Genomic DNA, 20864 nt, shown 5'->3' with positions numbered 1-20864 from the left:
GTCGATGCATGCCCTGGTCAGGGCCTATCCCATCATTGCCCCGGGGCGCCGTGGGTCGCGCTGCGTCGATGGTGAGGGAAGGGCGTCGTGGGCGAGATCAATCACTTCGAGTACGGGTGGATCACACCCGCGCTCAGCTACGCGTTGTCAGTGCTCGGCTCGGCGCTCGGACTGGTCTGCGCCGGGCGGATCCGGACCGCCACCAGCGCCGGCCAGCGCGCCTGGTGGGGCCTGCTCGCCGCGTGGGCGCTGGGTGGCACCGCGATCTGGGCCATGCACTTCATGGCGATGCTCGGGTTCGCCGTCTCCGGCACCCGGATCCGCTACGACGTGCCGCTGACGGCCGCCAGCACCGCGATCGCGGTGGCGTCGGTCGGCATCGGGCTGGCGATCGTGGGCACCGGCCGGCTCGCCGCGCCGCGTCTGCTGGCCGGCGGGTTCTTCACCGGCGCCGGGGTGGCCGCCATGCACTACACCGGCATGGCCGCGATGCGCCTGGACGGCTCGTTCGGCTACGACCCGCTGCGGGTGACGCTGTCGGTGGTCATCGCGATCGTGGCCGCCACCGTCGCGCTCTGGCTGGCGATGACCGTCCGGCGTGGGCTCGCCATCGCCGCCTCGGCGCTGGTCATGGGCATCGCTGTCAACGGCATGCACTTCACCGGCATGAGCGCGCTGTCGGTGCACCTGCACGAGAGCCGCGGCCCGGCCTCCGGCACCGAGGTGAGCGGACTGCTGGTGCCGATCGTGCTGGCGGTGGTCTTCGGCGTGGTGGGGCTCGTCTACGCGCTGCTCGCCGCGCCTTCGGACGACGACCGGGCCGGGGCCGCGTACGTCAGCTCGCGGCTCGGTGACGCGCCGCGGACGGTCGCCGCCGAGCCCGCGCCGGACCCGGTGGGCCTGCGTGCCCGGTCGACGCTGGCGCAGCCCGGCGCCCAGTTCCCGAGCCGCCGGAGCACCGACCGCCCTTCGTGATCAACTGATCACGATCGGTCGCCCGCCAGCGCGTCGACCAGGCGGCGGCAGGACCCGGCCAGGTTCCAGCGCTGCGCCAGCTCCAGCAGCCGCTCCGGGTCGGCGGGCGACGTCGGCAGCGTCGGGTCCAGCTCGGGCAGCGGCACGTCGGTGGCGACCCGGACCACCTTCGGCGCCACCGCCAGGTAGTCGCGGGCGGCGTCGAGCTTGGCGCGCAGCCCCGGGGCGAAGCCGGAGCCGGGGTCGTCGAGCGCGGCCAGGATGCCGTCGAGCCCGCCGTAGCGGTCGATCAGCCGGGCGGCGGTCTTCTCACCCACCCCGGCCACGCCGGGCAGGCCGTCGCTGGGGTCGCCGCGCAGCGCCGCGAAGTCGGCGTACCGGTCGGCGGGCACGCCGTAGCGGGCCCGCACCGCCGCGTCGTCGCAGTCGTCCAGCTTGGCCACGCCCCGCCCGACGTAGAGCAGCCGCACCGGGCGCGCGTCGTCGACGAGCTGGAACAGGTCGCGGTCGCCGGAGACCACCTCGACCGGGCCGGGCTGGGTCACCGAGAGCGTGCCGAGCACGTCGTCGGCCTCGTAGCCGGTGGCGCCCACAACCGGGATGCCGAGCGCGTCGAGGACCTCCAGGATCATCGGCACCTGCGGGGACAGCGTGTCCGGCACGACCTCGCCGCCCTCGGGCGCGACCCGGTGCGCCTTGTACGACGGCAGCAGCTCGACCCGCCACGCCGGCCGCCAGTCGTGGTCCATCGCGCAGATCATCCGGTCGGGACGGCGGGTGCGGACCAGCTGGGCGAGCATGTCGAGGAAGCCGCGCACGGCGTTGACGGGCTGGCCGTCGCCGGTCTTCGCGGCCGACTCGGGAATGCCGAAGTAGGCGCGGAAGTAGAGGCTGGGGGAGTCGATCAGGAGGATCGGCTGTCGGTGTGCCACGGCGACAAGCCTTCCACAGCCCTCTGACGAGATGGGGGAGGCGACCGCGGGACCGGAAACCCGGGCGCGCGCGGGTCCCCGGATGCGCAGACTGGCGGGGTGAGCTTCGTACCCGGCCTGACCCTGGCCCGCCGGTTCCACGACGAGGTGGTGGGTCCGCTGCTGGCGCGGCGGCTGCCCGGCCTGCGGTACTCCGCCGGTCTGCTCGACGGCGGCTCCGAGCTGCTCGGCCTCGACACGCCCCGCTCCACCGACCACGACTGGGGTCCGCGTACCCAGGTCTTCGTGGGCAGCGGGCAGGACGTGGCGCCGGTACGGGCGGCGCTGGACGCGGACCTGCCGGCGCGGTTCCTCGGCTGGCCGACCCGGTACGCCGGCGGCCCTGCGGTACGGCTCGGCACGGTGCACGCCGACGGCGACCGGCACGGCGTGAGCGTGGACGAGCTGGGCGCGTGGCTGCGGGACCGGCTGGGCGCCGACCCGCGCGCCGGCATGTCGGTGGCGGACTGGCTGGCGACGCCGACGCAGCGGCTGGCGGAGCTGACCGGGGGAGCGGTGTTCCACGACGGGCTCGACGGGGCTCTCACCGCCGCCCGCGCCGCGCTGGCCTGGTATCCGGACGACGTGTGGCGGCACGTGCTGGCGTCCGGGTGGCAGCGGGTCGCGCAGGCCGAGCACCTGGCGGGCCGGTGCGCCGAGGTCGGCGACGAGCTGGGCAGCCGGGTGGTGGCCGCCGGGCTGGCCCGGGACCTGATGCGCCTCGGGCTGCTGCTGCGCCGCCGCTGGCCCCCGTACGCGAAATGGCTCGGCACGGTGTTCGCGACGCTGCCGGGCGCGGCGCCGGTGGTGGACGGGCTCGCCGCCGCGGTCGGTCCGGGCGAGTGGGCGGTCCGCGAGCCGGGCCTGGTCCGGGCGCTGGAGACGGTGGCCGGCTGGACCAACGACGTCGCGCTGGCGCCACCGGTGGACCCGGCCGCCCGGCCCTTCCACGACCGGCCGTTCCTGGTGCTCGACGCGGGCCGCTTCGTCGAGGCGCTCCGCGCCGCGATCACCGACCCGCGGCTGCGCGACCGGCCGCCGATCGGCGCGGTGGACCAGTACGTCGACAGCGTGGACGTGCTCACCCACCCGGACCGCGCCCGCCGGGTAGCCGCGGCTGTTGTCCGTCCGCCGGGCGCGGCCTAGACTCCGATTCGAGTCGCATCGATCCGCGACTGTCTATCTCGTCTCCGAGGGTCCGGGCCGCCCGTCGCAGGCGCCTCGCCGGCGAGGACGCCGCTCCGTGCGGCGTTCCCACCACCGAGGAGAACAGCATGCTGTCCAGAATGAGCAGACTCCGGCTGCTCGGCGCGGCGCTCGCCGCCGCCGGGCTCGCCGTCGGAGCGGCGCTCGCCGTCCCCGGGCCGGCCTCGGCCGCCGCGCTGACCGAGGTGACGAACTTCGGCACCAACCCGAGCAACCTGCGCATGTACCTGTACGTCCCGGACACCGTCGCGGCCCGTCCCGGCCTGCTCGTGGTGAACCACTACTGCACCGGCAGCGGCCCGGCCATGTACTCCGGCACCCAGTTCGCGTCGCTCGCCGACCGGTACGGCTACATCGTCGTCTACCCGTCGGTGACCCGCAGCAGCAAGTGCTTCGACGTGTCCTCACCGCAGGCGCTGCGCCGCGACGGCGGCAGCGACCCGGTGGGCATCAAGTCCATGGTGGACTACGTGCGGCAGCGCTACCCGGTCGACTCGCAGCGGATCTTCACCACCGGCACCTCGTCCGGCGCGATGATGACGAACGTGCTGCTCGGCGACTACCCGGACGTGTTCCGCGCCGGGGCGGCCTTCGCCGGGGTGCCGTTCGGCTGCTTCGCCACCACGAACGGCTCGGAGTGGAACAGCGAGTGCGCCAACGGCCAGGTGCTGAAGACCCCGCAGCAGTGGGGCGACCTGGTGCGCAACGCCTACCCCGGCTACACCGGCCCGCGTCCGCGGATGCAGATCTGGCACGGCACCAACGACGAGACGCTGCGCTACCCGAACTTCGGCGAGCAGATCGACCAGTGGACGAACGTGCACGGGCTGAGCCAGACGCCCGACTACACGGACAGCCCGCAGTCCGGCTACACCCGGACCCGCTACGGCGGCACCGGCGGCACCGCGACCATCGAGGCGATCAGCATGCAGGGCGTCACGCACAACCTGCCGGTGGACGCGGCCCAGGCGATCCGCTTCTTCGGCCTGGACACCGTGCCCCCGACCAGCCCGCCGCCCACCACGGCCGTCCCCACCACGCCGCCACCCACCACGCCCCCGCCGACGACGCCCCCGCCCACCACGGCGCCGCCGCCCACGACGCCGCCGCCGTCGGGGGCCTGCCGGGTCGGGTACGTGGTGAACGCCTGGAACAACGGCCTCACCGCCTCGGTGACGATCACCAACACGTCCACCACGGCGATAAACGGCTGGAGCCTCGCGTTCACGCTGCCGGGCGGCCAGACGATCACCGGCGGCTGGAACGCCACCTACAGCCCCACCAGCGGCGCGGTGACCGCCCGCAACGTCTCCTACAACCCGGTGATCGCACCGGGCGGCTCGGTCGACATCGGCTTCCAGGCCACCCACACCGGCAACGCCGGTAAACCCGGCTCGTTCACGCTCAACGGAAGCCCCTGCACGGCCGCCTGATCCGCACGCCAGTACGCCGAGGTGGCGGCATCCCGGACACGGTGATGCCGCCACCTCGGCGAAGCGGTGGCGATCACGCGGGACCGGGCATGAGCACCGCCGCGGCGGGTACCCGTCCCGGACGGACACCGGCGGGAACCGAAGGAGCGGATATGAAGGTCCGAAGCTCCCTGCGCGCACTCAAGCGCAAGGCCGACTCGATAGTGGTCCGGCGCCGGGGCAAGCTGTTCGTGCTGAACAAGTCCGACCGGCGGCAGAAGGCCCGGCAGGGCTGAGCCGGTGGCGGACATCCTGATCACCGGGGCCGGCAGCGGGCTCGGCCGGGGCACGGCGCTCGGGCTGGCCCGCGCCGGCCACCACGTGATCGCCGCGGCACAGATCTGGCCGCAGGTCCGCGAGCTGCGCGCCGAGGCCGAACGGGCCGGCGTCGCGCTGGACGCGATCAAGCTGGACGTCACCGACCCGGCCGACCGGGCCGCGGCCGCCCGCCACCGTGTCGACATCCTGGTGCTCAACGCGGGCCTGCAGGAGGCCGGCGCGGTGGTGGAGATCCCGATGGAGCGGGTCCGCCGCTCGTTCGACGTGAACGTCTTCGGCCACCTGCACCTGGCACAGGACCTGGTGCCGCCGATGCTGGCCCGGGGCGCCGGCAAGGTGGTCTGGGTGTCCTCGGCGGTCGGCGTACGAACCCGGCCGTTCATCGGCGTCTACGCCGCCACCAAACACGCGATCGAGGCGCTCGCCTGGGCCATGAAGGGCGAGCTGGAACCGCGCGGCGTCCGCGTTGCGGTGATCAACCCCGGCCCGTACCGGACCGGCTACAACGACACCGGCGTGGAGACCATGTCCCAGTGGTGGGACGAGTCCACCGCGCTGCTGCCGCGCCCTGACTTCGGCGACTACCTGGACCACCAGCGCGACCCCCAGGAGATGATCGACGAGATGGTCCGCGCGGTGCCCGCCGACGACGGGCACCCGTACCGCACCACGTGCCCGCCGTCGCTGCGCGAACAGCTCAGGGAGTTCGAGTCGCAGGTGTGGGACGCGACGTCGTGACGGCGGTGTCCGGGATGCGCTCCGGGTGGGCACCGCCGGTCAGCCGGGCCGCGGCGAAGCCGACCAGCGGGCGGTAGATGCGCACCGAGTCGGCGAGCGCGGAGAAGTGCGAACCCGCGTTGCCCGCGTGGTAGCGGGTGGCGATGTCCACCTGCTCGACCGGCAGCCCGGCGCCCACCGCGCGCAGCAGCACGTCCATCTCGTACTCGAAGCGGTCGCCGGGGACGGTGACCAGCCAGTCCAGCAGCCCGGCCGGGTACGCCCGCAGCCCGGTCTGGGTGTCCCGCACGTCCCGCCCGGTCGCCAGCCGGAACGCGACCCGGGTCGCGGCGTTGCCGAACCGGCTGCGCGCCGGCACCTCGCCGTCGAACCGGCGCACGCCGAGCGTCATCGCGCCGGTGGCGCGCATCCGCCCGGCCACCCGGCACACGTCCTCCACGCGGTGCTGACCGTCGGCGTCCACACAGGTCACATCGTGTCCCGGGTGGCGCGTGGCGGCGTACCGGAAACCGGTGCGCAGCACCACGCCCTTGCCCCGGTTGACCCGGCGGCGCAGCACCTCGGCGCCCCGGTCGCGGGCCGCGCGCAGCACCCCGGCTGCGGCCGGGCCGCTGCCGTCGTCCACGACCAGCACCCGCGCCCCGGGCAGCGCGGCCCGCAGGTCGGTGACCAGCGGCGGAAGCCGGTCACCCGGCCGGTACACGGGCACGAGCACGATCACGGAACCTCCCGGTTGGACTCGCCCGCCGGCATGGCCCGCCGGGTCGATCGAGGAGCGTCGTACCCCGGGCCCGCGACCGCGAATCACCGCCGGGGTGTGAGGCGTCCGATCCGGTCGGCCGCGCGGGTCAGCGCGCGCTCGCGGCGCAGCGACGCCTCCGGAGTACGCACACCGAGATAGCCGAGCCGGCTGAGCGCCCGGACGGCCCGCTCGCGCCGGGCCGGCACCGGGTCGGGCGCGGTCACCGGCACGTCGGCCAGCGCCGGGCCGGTCAGGCCGAGCACGCGCGCGGCGAGCAGCCGGACGCGGGGCAGGTGCCACGGGTGCGTGACCAGCCCGAGCGGGCGCCGCGCGGTGAACTCGGCCGAGCCGAGCAGCCCGTCCTGCACGGTGTGCGCCAGGTTCTGCAGCGTGGTGCGGGACCGGGTCTCGGCCGCCGACCGGGCGTACGCGTCGAGGCCGGCCTCGCGCGCCAGCGCCCGCATCAGCTCGCCCTCCCGGAATCCGGGCGGCGGACCGGGCGCCCCGGCCGGGCCGTGCGGCCAGCCGCCGGTGAACACGACCCGGGCGCCGGGCGCGCGGCGGAACTCGTCGGCGTGCGCGCGGACGTACGCCACCGCGGCCTCGGTGCGCGCGACGCTCTCGGCGGTGAGCCGGTAGCCGTCGTCGCCGGCCACCACGCCACGCCCGAAGACCAGCAGCACGGTGGCGGTCGGCGTCATCCCCTCACCGTACGTGTCACTCCTCTTCCGGGGGCCAGGGCGGCGTGCCGACGCCGGTGATGCGCACCCCGCCCCACGGGTCCACCTCGGTCAGCCGGGCCCGGGTGACCCGCTCGCCGATGCGGATCTCCACGTCGCGGCGGCCGGAGCGCAGCAGCCGCACCAGGCGTGGCTCCGGCTCGACGCGCCCGGCCCAGTGGTAGCGGCCGTCGACCGGCTCGAACCGGCCGCCGGCGTGCAGCCGTACCGGGGTGCCGGCGATCTCGGCCGTGCCCTGCCAGGTCACGTGTCGATCCGTTCGTGCGCGCGGGTCAGCTCCGGCGGCAGGTCCGCGCCCCGGCGGACCCCCTCGATGCCGCTCCACAGCAGCGTGGTCAGGTACTCGGTGAGCGCGGACCGGTGGATCGGCTGCCCGTGCGTGGTCCACCAGTCGCCGACCGCCTGCACGAACCCGACCAGCCCGTACGCCCACGGCTCGGCCGGCCCGGCGTCGAGACCGAGCGCGCGCAGCCGGTCGCCGATGACCCGGGCCAGCCCGGTGGCCACCTGCCGGCTGGTGCCGGCGACCACCTGCTGGATGCCGGGGTGGCCGGACTCGTGCACCAGGAACCGGTAGAGCGAGGGCTCGAACTCCACCACGCTCAGGTACGCGTCGATCGTCGCCTCGACCAGCGCCCGCTCCTCGCGGACCTGCTCCACGGCGGGCGCGACGGCGGCCACCACGCGCGCCGCGACCACCTCGCTGACCGCGAGCCAGAGCTGCGCCTTGTCGGCGAAGTAGCGGTAGAGCACCGGTTTGCTGACCCCGGCGGTGGCCGCCACCTGGTCCATGTCGACGTTCGGGCCGTGCCGCAGCAGCGCCTGCACGGCGGCGGCGATCAGTTCCTGGCGGCGCTGTTCGCGGTGCTCCGCCCAGCGGTCACGCCGCCCTCCGGACCGTGGCGGGGACGGCTCCGGCGAGGGGTCGGGGCCATTGACATCGGTGGTGGTGCGTCGCATGCTACCACTCGTAACAGTTACTGGAAGTTACGTCAATATGGAGGGGTCATGGCCGGATTCCCGCGCGAGGCGGTAGCCGCCCGCCTCCTCACCGCCTCCGTGCGTACCAGCTACGACCCCCTGGTGGACGTCGACTGGTCGGCGCCGCCAGTGCCCGGCGCGTACTGGCTGCCGCCGCAGCGCAGCAGCCTCTACGGCACGCCACTGTGGGACGGGCTGACCGAGGAGCAGCGGGTCGAGCTGACCAAGCACGAGGTGGCCAGCGCCGCCAGCGCCGGGATCTGGTTCGAGACGATCCTCATGCAGATGCTGATCCGGCACTACTACGACGCGGATCCGACCAGCCGGCACGCCCAGTACGCGCTGACCGAGGTCGCCGACGAGTGCCGGCACTCCATCATGTTCGGCCGGCTCATCGAGGCCACCGGCGCGCCCGTCTACCGCGCCGAGCCCGTCGACCACCTGCTCGGGCGCTGGCTCAAGGCCACCGCCACCGGCCCGCAGATGTACGCGGCCATCCTGATCGCCGAGGAGATCCTCGACTCGTTCCAGCGCGAGATCATGGCCGACGAGTCGTTGCAGCCGCTGATCCGGATGGTGTCGCGCATCCACGTGGTGGAGGAGGCCCGGCACGTGCGCTTCGCCCGCGACGAGCTGGCCCGGCAGGTGGAGGCGGCCGGGCCGGTCGCGCTCACGTACGCGCGGCTGGTGATCGGGCGGGCCGCGTACTCGATCACGCGGCGGCTGGTGCACCCGCGGGCGTACGCGTCGGTCGGGATCGACCCGGCGGCCGGTCACGCCGCGGCGCGGGCCAACCCGCACTGGCGGGCCACGCTGCGCTGGTCGGCGCAGCGGATCGCCGAGCATCTGACCGAACTGGGTCTGGTGGCCGGGCCAGGCCGGCTGCTGTGGCGCCGGGCCGGGTTGATCGAGGGCTGACCGGCGGCGACCCGAAGGGGAAGGATCGCCGCCGGCCGCCCGGTCAGGAGGTCGGGAAGTTGTCGGGGGTGCGGATCCGGTCGCGCATGTACGCGCCGGACTGCGTCAGCACCGACGTCCCGCTGAACGAGCCGGACGCGCACGTGCCCGGCCGCAGCGCGGCCGAACCCTCGGGGGCGTCGGAGAACGTCCAGTTGGCGTAGCTGATCTTCAGCCGGTCGAGCAGGTCGAGCCAGGCGTTGCTGCTGGCGACGTCGACGGCGCCGTCGCCGGTGTAGGTGACGGTGCCGAACTCGGTGACGAACAGCGGCAGCCGGGAGGCGGCCCGCTGCACCTCGTTGCGGTAGTTGTCCTGGTGCGAGGCGGCGTAGAAGTGGAACGTGTACATGATGTTCTGCGCCCGCACCGGGTTGTTCACGATCTCGTCGGAGTTGCTGCCGTCGGACACGCCCAGCGAGGACCAGCCGCGGGTGCCGACGATGATCACCGCGTCCGGGTCGTTGGCCCGGATCACCGGGATGACCTGCTCGGCGTAGTTGCGGATGGTGGACCAGCTGACCCCGTTGGGCTCGTTGGTGATCTCGTAGATCACGTTCTTCTTGGCCGCGTTGCGCGCGGACACGTTGGCGAAGAACGTCTTGGCCCGGTCCAGGTTGTACATCGGGTCACCGGGGGTCAGCGTGTGGAAGTCGATGAGCGCGTACATGCCGCGGGCCTCGGCCTTGTCCACGAGCGTGTTCACCTGGGCGGTGAAGCCGGCCGGGTTGGTCTCGTAGCCCTGCTCCTGCACGTACATCGAGATGCGCAGCAGGTCCGACTGCCACTCGTCGGCCAGCACGTCGAGCGAGGTGTCGGTGTAGCAGTTGGCGAACCACTGCAGGCCGTGGGTGCTCATGCCGCGCAGCTGGATCGGCCGCCCGTACTGGTTGCAGAGGTTGACCCCGCAGACCTGGAGCTGGCCGTTGATCGCGACCGGGGTGGTGCCGGTCGGCGGCGGCGTCGTGGGCGGGGGAGTGGTCGGCGGCGGGGGCGTGCTGGGCGGCGGGGTGCTCGGCGGGGGCGTGCCGGTGCCGCCGGTGCAGACCGTGCCGTTGAGCGTGAACGAGGTGGGGCTCGGGTTCGACCCGGTCCAGGAGCCGTTGAAGCCCACAGTGGTGCTCGCGCCGGTGCCGAGCGCGCCGTTGTAGTCCGCGCTGCGCGCGGTGACCGAGGAGCCGCTCTGCTGCCAGGTGGCCGACCAGCCCTGCACCACGCGCTGGCCCCCGTCGGGGAAGGTGAAGCCCAGCGTCCAGTTGCTCACCGGGTCGCCGAGGTTCGTCACCGCGACGGTGGCGGTGAAGCCCCCGGGCCACGAGTTGGTGGTGTAGGTGACGGCACAGCCGGTCGCGGCCATCGCGTTCGGCGACGGCAGGACGGCCGTCGCGGCCAGGGCGAGCGCGCCGACCGCGCCGCCGACGAGCAGGTGCCGCCGGGACGGGCGGGGAATCGAGAACATACGGGAAGGTCCCATCGCTTGATGGTGATCGGACGGTGCCCGTCGTGAACCTGCCCGGAAAGCCCGACGCGGCGGCCTGGGGGAGCGCTCCCAAGGCGAGCGTAGAGGCGGATGTCGATCCGTGCAACAGCCGGTGGCTCAGCGGCCGCCGCGCCGCCCACCGTAGAGCCGCAGCGCGTTGCAGACGTCGAACACGCCCGGCACGTCCCAGGCCAGCTCGGCGGCGACCAGGCGGGTTTCCGGATCGGCCACCAGGCCGGCGAGGATCACCACCCGGTTCTGCACCGTGACGGTGATCTGCTGCCGCCGGGTGGTCCAGTCGGCGCTGAGCCGCTGGGCGACGAGCGAGGCGAGCCGGGTGTCCGCGTCGTCGGGCTCCGGCTCACGGCCGGTGTACGGGAACTCGGGGTACGGCCAGGGCATCACCACGGGGAGGGCTCCTTCTGTTCGGTCATGACCGCGCGCCGGGACGCGGATCCCGGCGCCGGGGCGCGGCCGTCGACGACTGTGAAGACGCCGTCGAGCCGCATCGTGTGCAGCACGGTGAGCACGAAGCGCGACGGCGACAGCAGGCACAGCCGGCGGCCGTCGCGCCGGGCGTCCTGGTGCGCGCGCACCAGCAGGCCGAGCCCGGCCGAGTCGATCACCTCGAGCGCGGACAGGTCGACCAGTTCGCGGTCGCCGCGCACGGAGCGTTCCGCGATCGCCCGGCGTACCGCCTCGGCGGGATCGACGTCGGCGGCGGCCGGGGTGCCGGCCACCTGCTCCAGGTCCTCGGTGCCCAGGCCGTCCTCGGCGACCGTGGCCCGGACGCTGCACCGGGGGCAGTGGTGCGGGCCGGACGCGAAGGGCGAGCCGACCCAGTCGTGCTCGAACACGAGCGTCCACACCACCTCGGCGTCGGGCAGCGTCGCGCCCGCGCCGGTGACGCTGTCGCCGCAGCCGTCGCAGATGAGCATCATCAGGTGGTCTGCGGGGACGACTGTCACACCTCCTCCTTCCGCCGGGCGCCCGGATCGGGCGCCTGCCGGTCCGCGCCCGTGCCGCCCGCCGTCACCACCGCCAGCACGACCGCCACGGCCGCGAACGCGGTCTGCGTCACCAGGGACAGCAGCGGCGAGGCGTCGGGGCGGCGGTCCACCAGCCCGACCACGATCGCGCCGAGCAGCGCGGCGGCCACGCCGAGCGCCAGCGTCAGCCAGACCGGGACGGCCTTGCGTCCCGGCACGACGAGCCGGCCCACGCCACCGACGGCGAGACCCACCACGAGTGCTCCGACGAGCGTGCTTCCGGTCACGGCCCCTCCTCAGCGGGGTGCGGACGCGACCCGGGCCCGGCCGCGCGCGGCCGGACGGGGCGTGTCGACGACGGGTACGGCGCCCAGCCCGGAGGTCTGCAGGATGCGCCGGATCCGTGGGTGCGGGTTGCTCAGCGTGAGCACGCCGTCCTGCCGCGCCAGCCGCCGGTGCACGTCCAGCAGCAGCGCGACCGCGGCGGCGTCCACATGTCGGCACCCGGCGAGGTCGATCGTCAGCTCGCGGGGGTGCAGCGCGAGGATGCGGTCCAGCACGTGCGCGACCTCGGGCAGCCCGGCGAGGTCCAGTTCGTCGGTGATGTCCACCCGCACGTGCGGCACGGCGGACTCCGGCGGGGACGGCAGGGTAGCGGGCATCAGGTCGCTTCCGTGGCGGGTTCAGTGTCGATCCCCACTCTGCGCAGCGATCTTGGAGGTCCCCGGACGGTTGTATGACGGTTCGATGACAAAAACCACGAACGGCCCACGCGGTTGGGCTACCCGTGCCGGGCCGGTCATGATGCCCATATGACGGCCGTACTGGTGATCGAGGACGACGACCGCATCCGGCTCGCGCTGCAGCTCGCCCTGGAGGAGGAGGGCTACGAGGCGTACGGCGCCCCGACTGCGGAGGACGGGCTGCGACGGCAGCGGGAGAAGCCGTCCGACTACGTGCTCGTCGACCTGATGCTGCCCGGCATGAACGGGTTCGACTGCATCCGCCAGCTGCGCCGCGACGACGACGTGCCGGTCGTGGTGATCAGCGCCCGCGACGACACCCACGACATCGTCGCCGCGCTGGAGGCCGGCGCCGACGACTACGTGGTGAAGCCGGTCGCGATCAAGGAGCTGTCGGCCCGGCTGCGGGCGCTGCGCCGGCGGGTCCGCACCGTGTCCGGGCCCGCCCCCGCCCAGTTCTTCGGCGAGCTGGAGATCAGCGCCGAGGCCGGCGAGGTGCGCCGCTCCGGACGGCCGGTCCCGGTCACCCGCACCGAGTTCCGGCTGCTCTGCGAGCTGGCCGAGCACGCCGGCCGCGTGCTGTCCCGCCAGCAGCTGCTCAGCCGGGTCTGGGGCTACGAGACCGGCGACGAGCGGCTCGTCGACGTGCACGTCGGCCGGCTGCGGCAGAAGATCGAGTCGGACCCGGCGAACCCCCGCCACCTGGTCACCCTCCGCGGCCTCGGCTACAAGCTGCAGCGATGACCCGTCCCGGACTGCGCGCCCGCGTCACCGCGGCGTTCGCCGTCGGCGCGTTGCTGCTGTCCGCGCTGATGGCCCTCTTCTCGTACGACCTGACCCGGCGCTCGCTGCTCGACGAGCGGGAGCGCACCGCGGTGCGGGCCGCCTACTACGACGCGGCGGTGGTCCGCTCCGGCCTGGACACCGGCACGCCGGACGTGGTGGCGGTGCTGCGCTCGCTCGACACCGGCAGCGCCCGCCGCCCGCTGCTGCACCTGCCCGACGGCTGGTACGCCCGTACCGCCGACGTGGGCGCCAGCTCCGTGCCGGTGGAGTTGCAGCGCATGGTCGCCGACGGCAAGCCCGCGGTGCAGCGGATCCGCCTCGACGGGCAGCCCGCGCTGCTGGTCGGCGTGCCGCTGCCCGGCGCGCTCGGCTACTACGAGCTGACCTCGCTGCGTGAGGTCGAGGAGACGTTCCAGGTGGTGGGCCTGGCGCTGATCGCCGTGGCGATCATGGTGGCCGGGGCGGGCGCGGCGCTCGGCTGGTACGCCACCCGGCACAGCCTGCGGCCACTGACAGCGGTCGCCGACGCGGCGGAGCGGATCGCGGGCGGGGACTTCGCCACCCGGCTCGATCCGACCACCGACCCCGACCTCACCCGCCTGTCCAGCTCGTTCAACGAGATGGTCGACAAGCTGGTGCACCGCATCGAGCGGGACCGGCGCTTCGCCGCCGACGTGAGCCACGAGCTGCGCTCGCCGTTGCAGACGCTGGCCGCGGCGGCGAGCGTGCTGCACCGCCGCCGCGAGCACCAGGACGAACGCACCGCCACCGCCGCCGGCCTGGTGGCCGACGAGGTGACCCGGTTCCAGCGCCTCGTCGACGACCTGATCCAGTTGGCCCGCACCGAGCAGCCGGCGCACCGCGAGACGGTCGACGTGGTGGAGCTGGCCCGGGCCGCCTGCCGGGAACGATCGCTGCCGGAGAGCCTGGTGCAGGTGGCAGGCGACGTCCCGCACGAGTGGTGGGTCGACCGGCGCCGGTTCGCGCAGACGCTGCTGAACCTGGTGGAGAACGCCGAGCGCTACGGCGGCGGCCCGGTCGCCGTACGCCTGGGCGGGGGCGACGGCGTGGGCGTGCTGGAGGTCGACGACGACGGACCGGGCGTGCCGCCGGGCGACCGGGAGATCATCTTCGACCGGTTCGTGCGGGGCCGGGCGGCGCACGACCGCGCCGGCACCGACGGCACCGGACTCGGCCTCGCCCTGGTGGCGCAGCACGCCGACGCGCACGGCGGGTCGGCGCGGGTGCTGGACCGCGCGCCCGGCGCCCGTTTCCGGGTCGAGCTGCCCGGAGCGCTCCGGTGAGCCGGCGGCGGCTCGCGCTCGCCCTGCTCGCCGTGGCGCTGCTCGCCGGCTGCGGGGTGCCGGTGGACGACGAGCCCCGGCTCGTGCAGACGCCGCCCGGGGCCTTCCCGACGCCTGCGGTGTCCTCGACCGCCGACGGGGACGGGCGGGTGGACGAGCCGTTCTGCTTCGTCCGGGACGACGGCCTGGTCGTGGTCAACCGCAGGGTGGACGGGCTGCCCGGCGTGGACACGCACCTTCAGCACCTGCTGGCCGGTCCCGGTCCGGGGGAGCGCCGCCAGGGGCTGTCCACGGCGCTGCCGGGCACGGTGGCGGTGGCCGGGGCCACGCTGGCCGGCACCGTGGCCACCGTCGACGTGCGCCAGGCCGGTGAGGAGACCGGCCGCAACGACGAGGTGCTGGCCTTCGGGCAGATCGTGTGCAGCCTCACGCAGCGACCGGACGTGTACAGCGTCGCGTTCCGCCGCGGCGGGCAGCCGCTGGAGGTGCCGCGCGCGGACGGAAGCCTCTCGGTGCTGCCGCTCACCGCTGCCGACTACCGCCCGTTGATGCCACGCTGATGGCCGTTGCTCGCCTCTATGTCCGGATATGACACTAAATCTCCATCGTCCGTTCGGTTGATTTGGCCATGGCCTTTGGTCTAGTGTGGCTGGCACGACCGGTGTGGGAGGCCACCCGTTCTCCGAGGACAGGAAGGGCAGCATGACCACGATGACCATGGCATCGACCGCGACCGAGGTGCAGCGCGCGCCGCAGACCGGTGAGGAGTCCCGTGCCAGCGAGCTGATCGCGGCGCTCGCCGCGCTGCCCGCCGGCCACCCGCAGCGGGCCGCCCTGCGCAACCAGGTCATCGAGGCGTGGCTGCCGCTGGCGAACCACCTGGCCGCCCGCTACAGCGGGCGCGGCGAGCCGGCCGGCGACCTGGCACAGACCGCCGCGCTGGGCCTGATCAAGGCGGTGGACCGGTTCGACGCCTCGCGCGGCGTCGACTTCGCCGGCTTCGCCATCCCGACGATCCTCGGCGAGATCAAGCGGCACTTCCGCGACCGCACCTGGAACATCCGGGTTCCGCGCCGCCTGCAGGAGCTGCGGCTGCGCATCTCCGAGGCGAACAGCACGCTGACCCAGACGCTCAACCGGGCCCCGACCGTCGCCGACATCGCCACCCACCTCGACGTCACCGAGGAAGAGGTGCTCGAAGGCCTGGAAGGCGCCCGCGCCTACAACGCGGTGTCGCTGTCCACCCCGATCGGCGACGGCGACAGCGCCACCGAGCTGGGCGACACCCTCGGCGCCGAGGACAACGAGTACGAGCTGGCCGAGCTGCGCGCCTCCCTCGGCCCGGCGCTGGCCACGCTCGACGAGCGGGAGCAGAAGATCCTCACGCTGCGCTTCTACGGCAACCTGACCCAGAGCGAGATCGCGGCCCGCGTCGGTGTCTCCCAGATGCACGTGTCCCGGCTGCTCGCCCGCGCCCTGACCAAGCTGCGCGGCCAGCTCACCGAGGCCTGAGCCACACACGTACCGCGACCCCCGCCGGCCCGTGACGGCGGGGGTCGCGTCGTGTGTCACCAGCGCGACGGCGGTGGCGGCGGCACCAGCGGCGGACGGTCGTCGCAGGTGATGGTGTTCGGCAGCAGCCACGGGGCCAGCCAGCCGCCGTCGTTGCCGCCGAGGTCGGTCAGGGCGAACTCCGACCCGGCCGGGGTGAAGTGGAACGACCCGCAGTTGTTCACGCCGACCGCGCCCACGTTGCGGGCGTCGACGTTCGCGAAGCTCGCCCCGCCCGCCGTACGCGCGCTGACCACCGACGTCCCGGCGCCGTCGACCCGGATGTCCCGGAAGCGGACGTTGTCGATGCGGACGCTGTCCTTCACCGGCCAGTCGCTGACCAGCATGATCGCGTTGTAGGTGCTGTCCAGGTACGCGTCGCCGCTGACCAGGATGTCCGCGTCGATGCTGCGGTCCAGCGCGTAGAACCAGATCGCGCCGAGGCCGATGTTCCAGTTCAGGTCGTACGTGCCGGCCCGGACCGTGGTGTTGCCGGTGATCCGCAGGCGGCCGGTGAACGGCTCCGCCCCGAAGCGGGAGCCCACCTGGATCGCGCTGCCCTCGCGTACCGGGTCGGCGACCAGGTTGTGCGCGACGGTCAGGTCCGCGCCGCCGTACAGCGCGATGCCGTTGGCGAGCACCGGCGACTGCACCGTGTTGTACGCGAACGTGTTCGACGCGTTCGCCGTGCCCTCCGACCACATGGCGAGGGCGTCGTCGCCGCTGTTGCGGACCACCGAGTTCGTCACCGAGGAGCGGGTGACGCCGGTGTGGAAGTTCAGCCCGTCGGCGATCTGGTCGGCGATCACGGTGTTGGTGACCCGCAGCCCGGTCATCGGCCCGTCGAACCACATGCCGACCTTCGTGTGGTGCAGGTAGAGGCCGTCGATCGTGCTGTGGCTGAGCGCCCCGCCGATGGCGTTGACCTGGTCGGTGTCGATCCGCTCGCGTACGTCGCCCTCGATCGCGAAGCCGGACAGGTGCACGTCGCTGCTGCCGCCGTCGGCGGCGTTGCGGCCGTAGAAGCCGACGCCGGTGTGCCGGGAGCCGTCGGGCGCGGGCGTGTCCAGCGTGACCTCGCGTCCCCGCACGATCGTGTACCAGCTGCCCGCACCGGCGATCGTCACGTCGTCCACGACGATGTGCCGGTTGACCTGGTAGGTGCCGGGCGGCAGGTAGAGCGGGCGGTCCACCCGCCGGGCGTACGCGACGGCCCGGTCGAGGGCGTCTGCGGACTCCCGCCGGCCGGTCGGGTCGGCGCCGAAGGACAGCGCGTTCACCGCGCGGGGGACCACGCGCGGCGGCGCGACCAGGTGCGCGTCCACCAGGTCGATCACCGTCCACGCGGCGGCGGTGCCGCGCGGCGCGGTCAGCCGGACCACCTCACCGGCCCGATGGGTGCGGCCGAGCAGCAGCCGCTGCTCGTCGTAGAAGTGGTGCGGCCGGAACGGCTTGCTGATCACCGGCGCGGGCGTGGTGGCCGCCGGCACGCAGGAACACTCGGTGATCCACCAGTCCGGGTGCAGCAGGTCGGCGCCGGGGTCGTTGGTGAACGGGTACTGGTTGTAGAGCCAGGCGTACTGCGAGGTCAGCGTCATGGTGCGGGCGGGCGCGTGCCCGACGGACACCCGCAGCGGCGCGGTGATCCCGCCGCCGCCCGGCGCGTCCGGGATGCTGTAGCGCACGGTCAGCGCGTTCGTGGGCCGGGGGAGCGTGAGTTCGACGTGCTGGCCGGGCAGCAGGCGCACGGCGCGGCGGCCGGACGCCTCACCGGCGAGTGTGTACGCCGACCGGTCCGGCCCGATCACGGTGCCGGTGGTCCGGCCGTGTTCCGCCTCCTGCTCGACGTAGTCCACAGTCGCACCGCGCCCGGCGACGAGCGCGGGGTCCAGCCCGGCGCGCGTCACCACGGGGGCCGGTCCGCGCGGCGGGCCGGCCGTGGCGGCGCCGGGCGGTACGAGCAGGGCGGCGGCGGCGAGCGCCGCCGCGAGGATCCTCGGCACGCTCCGCGACATCGGAGCACCCACTTTCTCGGGGGACGGTTGGCCTCGGCGGCGCAGGCCATCGACAAGGGTCCTCATGTTATTCCGGTATTCTGCTGCCTTTCAAGCATCAATCTGCTCGTCTCTTTCGGACCTCCTGTCGCCCGTCTTGGCAAGAACCGACCCGTCCGGCTGTTCATTTCTTGCAAGAACCCGACGTACGATTGCCGCCGTGACGAAGCGCCTGACCGAGGTGGCCCGCAAGGCGGGCGTCAGCGAGGCGACGGTGAGCCGGGTGCTCAACGGCCGCGGTGGCGTGTCCGAGGCGACCCGGACCGCCGTGCTGACCGCCCTCGACGTGCTCGGCTACGAGCGCCCGAGCAAGCTGCGCGGCGAGCGCGCCCGCCTGGTCGGCCTGGTGCTGCCGGAGTTGCAGAACCCGATCTTCCCGGCGCTGGCCGAGGTGGTCACCGGCAGCCTCGCGCAGCGCGGCTTCACCCCGGCGTTGTGCGCCCGCACCATCGGCGGCGTACCGGAGTCCGGGTACGTGGAGATGCTGCTCGACCACCAGGTCAGCGGCGTCATCTTCGCCGGCGGCTCGTACGCGCTCGCCGACGCCTCGCACGAGCACTACCGGCGCCTCACCGACCGGGGCCTGCCGGTGGTGCTGGTGAACGCCGGCGTCGAGGAGCTGGGTTTCCCGCGCGTGTCCACCGACGACGCGGTCGCCGTCGAGCAGGCGTACGGCCACCTGCGCTCGCTCGGCCACGACCGGATCGGCATGGTGCTCGGCCCGGCCGACCACGTGCCCTCGCGCCGCAAGCTCGACGCCATGGTCCGGGCCGCCGGCTGGGGCGAGGACCGGTCCATGGTGGAGCGGTCCAGCTTCTCCATGGAGGGCGCGCGGGTCGCCGCCACGAAGCTGATCGAACGCGGCGCGACCGGCATCGTCTGCGCCAGCGACGTGCTCGCGCTGGGCACCATCCGGGCCGCCCGGCGTTTGGGCTGCGCGGTGCCGGCCGACGTCTCGGTGGTCGGCTTCGACGACTCGGCGTTCATGACCTGCACCGACCCGCCGCTGACCACTGTGCGCCAGCCGATCGAGACCATGGGCCAGGCCGCCGTGGACCTGCTGGTGACCCAGATCGAGGGCGCCGGGGTGCTGCACGACGAGCTGCTGTTCGAGCCCGAGCTGGTGGTACGCGGCTCCACCGCCCCCGCCCCCCGCCGCTGACCCCGGGGCCCACGCCGCCTCACCCCACCCCACCGCATCCGTCGATCTTGGAGTTGTGGTGCCCGGAATGCGGCACTGATGCCGGTATCTGAGGCGCCACAACTCCAAGATCGATGGTCCGGCCGACTGGAGCCGCGTCCTTCCGAGGCCAAGTCGAATTCTTGCGTTTGTCAGTCGGCATCTTGCTGGGTTCGGTTCGCGTCGCTACAGTGACTCCACTCACACCTGACCCGGGGCGCGGTTTCCGGAGGCAGGGCGCGTGCCGGCTGCCGTTCCACCACCAGAGGCAGCCGCGCGGTCACCGCACATCAGTGAAGGCCATGGATACACCCGTTCCCGAAGGGATGGACAGATGTCCGTACCGCAGTATCGGAAGGTCGCGGCGCTCGCGCTCGCGACCGGCCTCGGGCTCAGCCTTGCGGCGTGCTCCACCAAGAGCGACGACAGCGGCGACGCCGGCGGCAAGGTCACCATCACCGTCGACTGCCAGCCGGTCGGCGCGCAGAAGGAGCTGCTGAAGAACTGGAACGACGACGTCGCCGAGTTCCAGCGGCAGAACCCGGACATCGTCGTCAAGAGCGTCAGCGTCGGCGAACAGTGCAACAACCCGCCGGACTTCACCGCCCGCCTGGCCGGCGGCACCGTCACCGACGTGTTCTACGGCTACATGACCGACCTGCAGCAGGTGCTGGACTCCGGCCAGGCGATGGACATCGGCCAGTACGCCACGAAGGACACCGTCCCCACCTGGGACAGCGTCGACCCGGCGCTCAAGGAGGTCTTCACCGACGGCGGCAAGCTCTACGCCGTACCGGTGAAGAACTACTCGATGGGCCTGATCTACAACAAGGCGCTGTTCCAGCGGGCCGGGCTCGACGTGAACAACCCGCCGAAGACCTGGCCGGAGGTGCGGGCCGCGGCCAAGAAGATCTCCGCGCTCGGCGACGGCATCGCCGGGTACGCCGAGTACAGCGCGGGCAACACCGGCGGCTGGCACTTCACGTCGCTGCTCTACTCGCAGGGCGGGCAGGTGCTCAGCGCCGACGGCAAGAAGGCCGACTTCAACAACGCGATGGGCAAGCAGGTCCTGCAGAACCTCAAGGACATGCGCTACGGCGACAACAGCATGGGTGCCCGGCAGCTGCTCCAGTGGGGTGACCTGCTCACCAACGCCGGCGCCGGCAAGGTCGGCATGTTCATCGGCGCGCCGGACGCGACCCAGGCGATCGTCAGCCAGTTCCAGGGCAAGTACCAGGACTGGGCGATGGGCCCGCTGCCCGGCCAGGACGGCCCGGCCAAGGCCACGCTGGGCGGCGGCGAGGGCTACTTCTTCAAGAAGGGCCTGAGCCCCGAGCAGGTCAAGGCCGGCCTGAAGTGGCTCGCCTACCAGAAGCTCACCCCGGGTAAGGGCCAGTTCGACTACGTGCGCGCCAAGCCGCAGAACTACCCGGTCGGCCTGCCCCAGCCGCTGCTGTTCACGAACGGCAGCGACGCGCAGAAGCAGGAACTGGAGCTGCGCAAGGCGAACGCGAACGTGGACACCACGAACTTCGCGGTCTTCGAGGCCAACCCGGTGCCGATCAAGGGCGAGCCGCGCAACGCGCAGGCGATCTACGCGGTGCTCGACGCGGCGATGTCCGGTGTGCTGACCAACCCGAACGCGAACATCGACGCGCTGCTCAAGACCGCCGAGGACAAGGTCAACCAGCTGCTGGCCGCCGACAGCTGACCCGACCG

At 73.3% G+C, this 20864-nt stretch carries 23 protein-coding genes; 12 read left to right on the top strand and 11 right to left on the bottom strand.

Annotated features, from left to right (window positions below; genetic code table 11):
• Positions 1 to 87: 87 nt before the first annotated feature.
• Complete coding sequence (locus DQE82_RS22075) at positions 88 to 975, top strand: MHYT domain-containing protein (protein WP_113973675.1); 888 nt, start codon at positions 88 to 90, stop codon at positions 973 to 975.
• Between the two features lie 8 nt (positions 976 to 983).
• On the opposite strand, the gene DQE82_RS22070 is transcribed toward DQE82_RS22075, so the two are convergent.
• A complete protein-coding gene (locus tag DQE82_RS22070) occupies positions 984 to 1907 on the bottom strand; it encodes a 5'-3' exonuclease (protein WP_113973673.1) in 924 nt (307 codons plus the stop codon).
• Positions 1908 to 2006: 99 nt separating this feature from the next.
• Between DQE82_RS22070 and DQE82_RS22065 the strand changes: the two genes are divergently transcribed.
• The 4 genes from DQE82_RS22065 (at position 2007) to DQE82_RS22050 (ending at position 5641) form a co-directional block, all read left to right on the top strand.
• A complete protein-coding gene (locus DQE82_RS22065; protein WP_113973671.1) occupies positions 2007 to 3092 on the top strand; it encodes a DUF4037 domain-containing protein in 1086 nt (361 codons plus the stop codon).
• A 128-nt stretch (positions 3093 to 3220) separates the two neighbouring features.
• Positions 3221 to 4585, top strand: a complete 1365-nt coding sequence (locus tag DQE82_RS22060) for a PHB depolymerase family esterase (RefSeq protein WP_113973669.1) — start codon at positions 3221 to 3223, stop codon at positions 4583 to 4585.
• Between the two features lie 152 nt (positions 4586 to 4737).
• A complete protein-coding gene (locus DQE82_RS22055) occupies positions 4738 to 4860 on the top strand; it encodes a ribosomal protein bL36 (RefSeq protein ID WP_043324353.1) in 123 nt (40 codons plus the stop codon).
• A 4-nt stretch (positions 4861 to 4864) separates the two neighbouring features.
• Positions 4865 to 5641 carry an SDR family oxidoreductase gene (locus DQE82_RS22050; RefSeq protein ID WP_113973667.1) on the top strand — a complete coding sequence of 259 codons (777 nt, stop codon included), beginning with the start codon at positions 4865 to 4867 and terminating at the stop codon, positions 5639 to 5641.
• Here the strand turns inward: DQE82_RS22050 and DQE82_RS22045 are convergent.
• From DQE82_RS22045 to DQE82_RS22030, 4 genes are all read right to left on the bottom strand, one after another.
• Positions 5601 to 6356, bottom strand: coding sequence for a glycosyltransferase family 2 protein (locus DQE82_RS22045; RefSeq protein WP_223201081.1), 756 nt, complete (start codon positions 6354 to 6356; stop codon positions 5601 to 5603). The two genes, DQE82_RS22050 and DQE82_RS22045, sit on opposite strands and share 41 nt — an antisense overlap.
• Positions 6357 to 6445: 89 nt before the next feature.
• On the bottom strand, positions 6446 to 7084 hold the full coding sequence (locus DQE82_RS22040; protein WP_064446085.1) for a YdcF family protein: 639 nt from the start codon (positions 7082 to 7084) through the stop codon (positions 6446 to 6448).
• Positions 7085 to 7100: 16 nt separating this feature from the next.
• Positions 7101 to 7370, bottom strand: a complete 270-nt coding sequence (locus DQE82_RS22035; RefSeq protein WP_043324346.1) for a DUF4873 domain-containing protein — start codon at positions 7368 to 7370, stop codon at positions 7101 to 7103.
• Entirely contained in the window at positions 7367 to 8083 is a 717-nt protein-coding gene (locus DQE82_RS22030; RefSeq protein WP_113973665.1) for a TetR family transcriptional regulator, read from the bottom strand. Before DQE82_RS22030 ends, DQE82_RS22035 begins: the two co-directional genes overlap by 4 nt.
• 48 nt (positions 8084 to 8131) lie before the next feature.
• On the opposite strand from DQE82_RS22030, the gene DQE82_RS22025 reads away from it, so the two are divergent.
• Entirely contained in the window at positions 8132 to 9022 is an 891-nt protein-coding gene (locus tag DQE82_RS22025; RefSeq protein WP_113973663.1) for a diiron oxygenase, read from the top strand.
• A gap of 43 nt (positions 9023 to 9065) precedes the next feature.
• On the opposite strand, the gene DQE82_RS22020 is transcribed toward DQE82_RS22025, so the two are convergent.
• The 5 genes from DQE82_RS22020 to DQE82_RS22000 all read right to left on the bottom strand — a co-directional run bounded on the left by DQE82_RS22020 (position 9066) and on the right by DQE82_RS22000 (position 12189).
• A complete protein-coding gene (locus DQE82_RS22020) occupies positions 9066 to 10517 on the bottom strand; it encodes a cellulase family glycosylhydrolase (RefSeq protein WP_199496085.1) in 1452 nt (483 codons plus the stop codon).
• A gap of 138 nt (positions 10518 to 10655) precedes the next feature.
• Positions 10656 to 10946 (bottom strand): BON domain-containing protein, encoded by a 291-nt coding sequence (locus DQE82_RS22015; protein WP_043324334.1) that lies wholly within the window; start codon positions 10944 to 10946, stop codon positions 10656 to 10658.
• Complete coding sequence (locus DQE82_RS22010) at positions 10940 to 11506, bottom strand: STAS domain-containing protein (RefSeq protein ID WP_104112445.1); 567 nt, start codon at positions 11504 to 11506, stop codon at positions 10940 to 10942. Before DQE82_RS22010 ends, DQE82_RS22015 begins: the two co-directional genes overlap by 7 nt.
• Entirely contained in the window at positions 11503 to 11814 is a 312-nt protein-coding gene (locus tag DQE82_RS22005; RefSeq protein ID WP_030504078.1) for a hypothetical protein, read from the bottom strand. The genes DQE82_RS22010 and DQE82_RS22005 overlap by 4 nt, the downstream gene beginning before the upstream one ends.
• A gap of 9 nt (positions 11815 to 11823) precedes the next feature.
• Positions 11824 to 12189: an STAS domain-containing protein gene (locus tag DQE82_RS22000; RefSeq protein WP_113973661.1), complete on the bottom strand. Its 366-nt coding sequence runs from the start codon at positions 12187 to 12189 to the stop codon at positions 11824 to 11826.
• 150 nt (positions 12190 to 12339) lie between these two features.
• On the opposite strand from DQE82_RS22000, the gene DQE82_RS21995 reads away from it, so the two are divergent.
• From DQE82_RS21995 to DQE82_RS21980, 4 genes are all read left to right on the top strand, one after another.
• Positions 12340 to 13014, top strand: a complete 675-nt coding sequence (locus DQE82_RS21995) for a response regulator transcription factor (protein WP_043324324.1) — start codon at positions 12340 to 12342, stop codon at positions 13012 to 13014.
• Positions 13011 to 14360, top strand: a complete 1350-nt coding sequence (locus DQE82_RS21990) for a HAMP domain-containing sensor histidine kinase (RefSeq protein WP_043324322.1) — start codon at positions 13011 to 13013, stop codon at positions 14358 to 14360. The genes DQE82_RS21995 and DQE82_RS21990 overlap by 4 nt, the downstream gene beginning before the upstream one ends.
• Positions 14357 to 14920 carry a GerMN domain-containing protein gene (locus DQE82_RS21985; RefSeq protein WP_113973659.1) on the top strand — a complete coding sequence of 188 codons (564 nt, stop codon included), beginning with the start codon at positions 14357 to 14359 and terminating at the stop codon, positions 14918 to 14920. Before DQE82_RS21990 ends, DQE82_RS21985 begins: the two co-directional genes overlap by 4 nt.
• A gap of 142 nt (positions 14921 to 15062) precedes the next feature.
• The gene (locus DQE82_RS21980) at positions 15063 to 15872 is read left to right on the top strand and encodes a SigB/SigF/SigG family RNA polymerase sigma factor (RefSeq protein ID WP_113973657.1); all 810 of its coding nucleotides are present in this window, start codon (positions 15063 to 15065) and stop codon (positions 15870 to 15872) included.
• A 56-nt stretch (positions 15873 to 15928) separates the two neighbouring features.
• Here DQE82_RS21980 and DQE82_RS21975 read toward each other — a convergent pair whose 3' ends face one another.
• Positions 15929 to 17926 (bottom strand): glycosyl hydrolase family 28-related protein, encoded by a 1998-nt coding sequence (locus DQE82_RS21975; RefSeq protein WP_113973655.1) that lies wholly within the window; start codon positions 17924 to 17926, stop codon positions 15929 to 15931.
• A 199-nt stretch (positions 17927 to 18125) separates the two neighbouring features.
• Here DQE82_RS21975 and DQE82_RS21970 point away from each other — a divergent pair, with 199 nt between their 5' ends.
• Entirely contained in the window at positions 18126 to 19127 is a 1002-nt protein-coding gene (locus DQE82_RS21970) for a LacI family DNA-binding transcriptional regulator (protein ID WP_166456037.1), read from the top strand.
• 352 nt (positions 19128 to 19479) lie between these two features.
• Positions 19480 to 20856, top strand: coding sequence for an ABC transporter substrate-binding protein (locus tag DQE82_RS21965; protein WP_113973653.1), 1377 nt, complete (start codon positions 19480 to 19482; stop codon positions 20854 to 20856).
• Positions 20857 to 20864 lie beyond the last annotated feature (8 nt).

This window comes from Micromonospora sp. LHW51205 (genome assembly GCF_003315815.1).
GTDB classification, from domain to species: domain Bacteria; phylum Actinomycetota; class Actinomycetes; order Mycobacteriales; family Micromonosporaceae; genus Micromonospora; species Micromonospora chalcea.
This window is presented reverse-complemented; position numbering and strand designations above follow the sequence as displayed.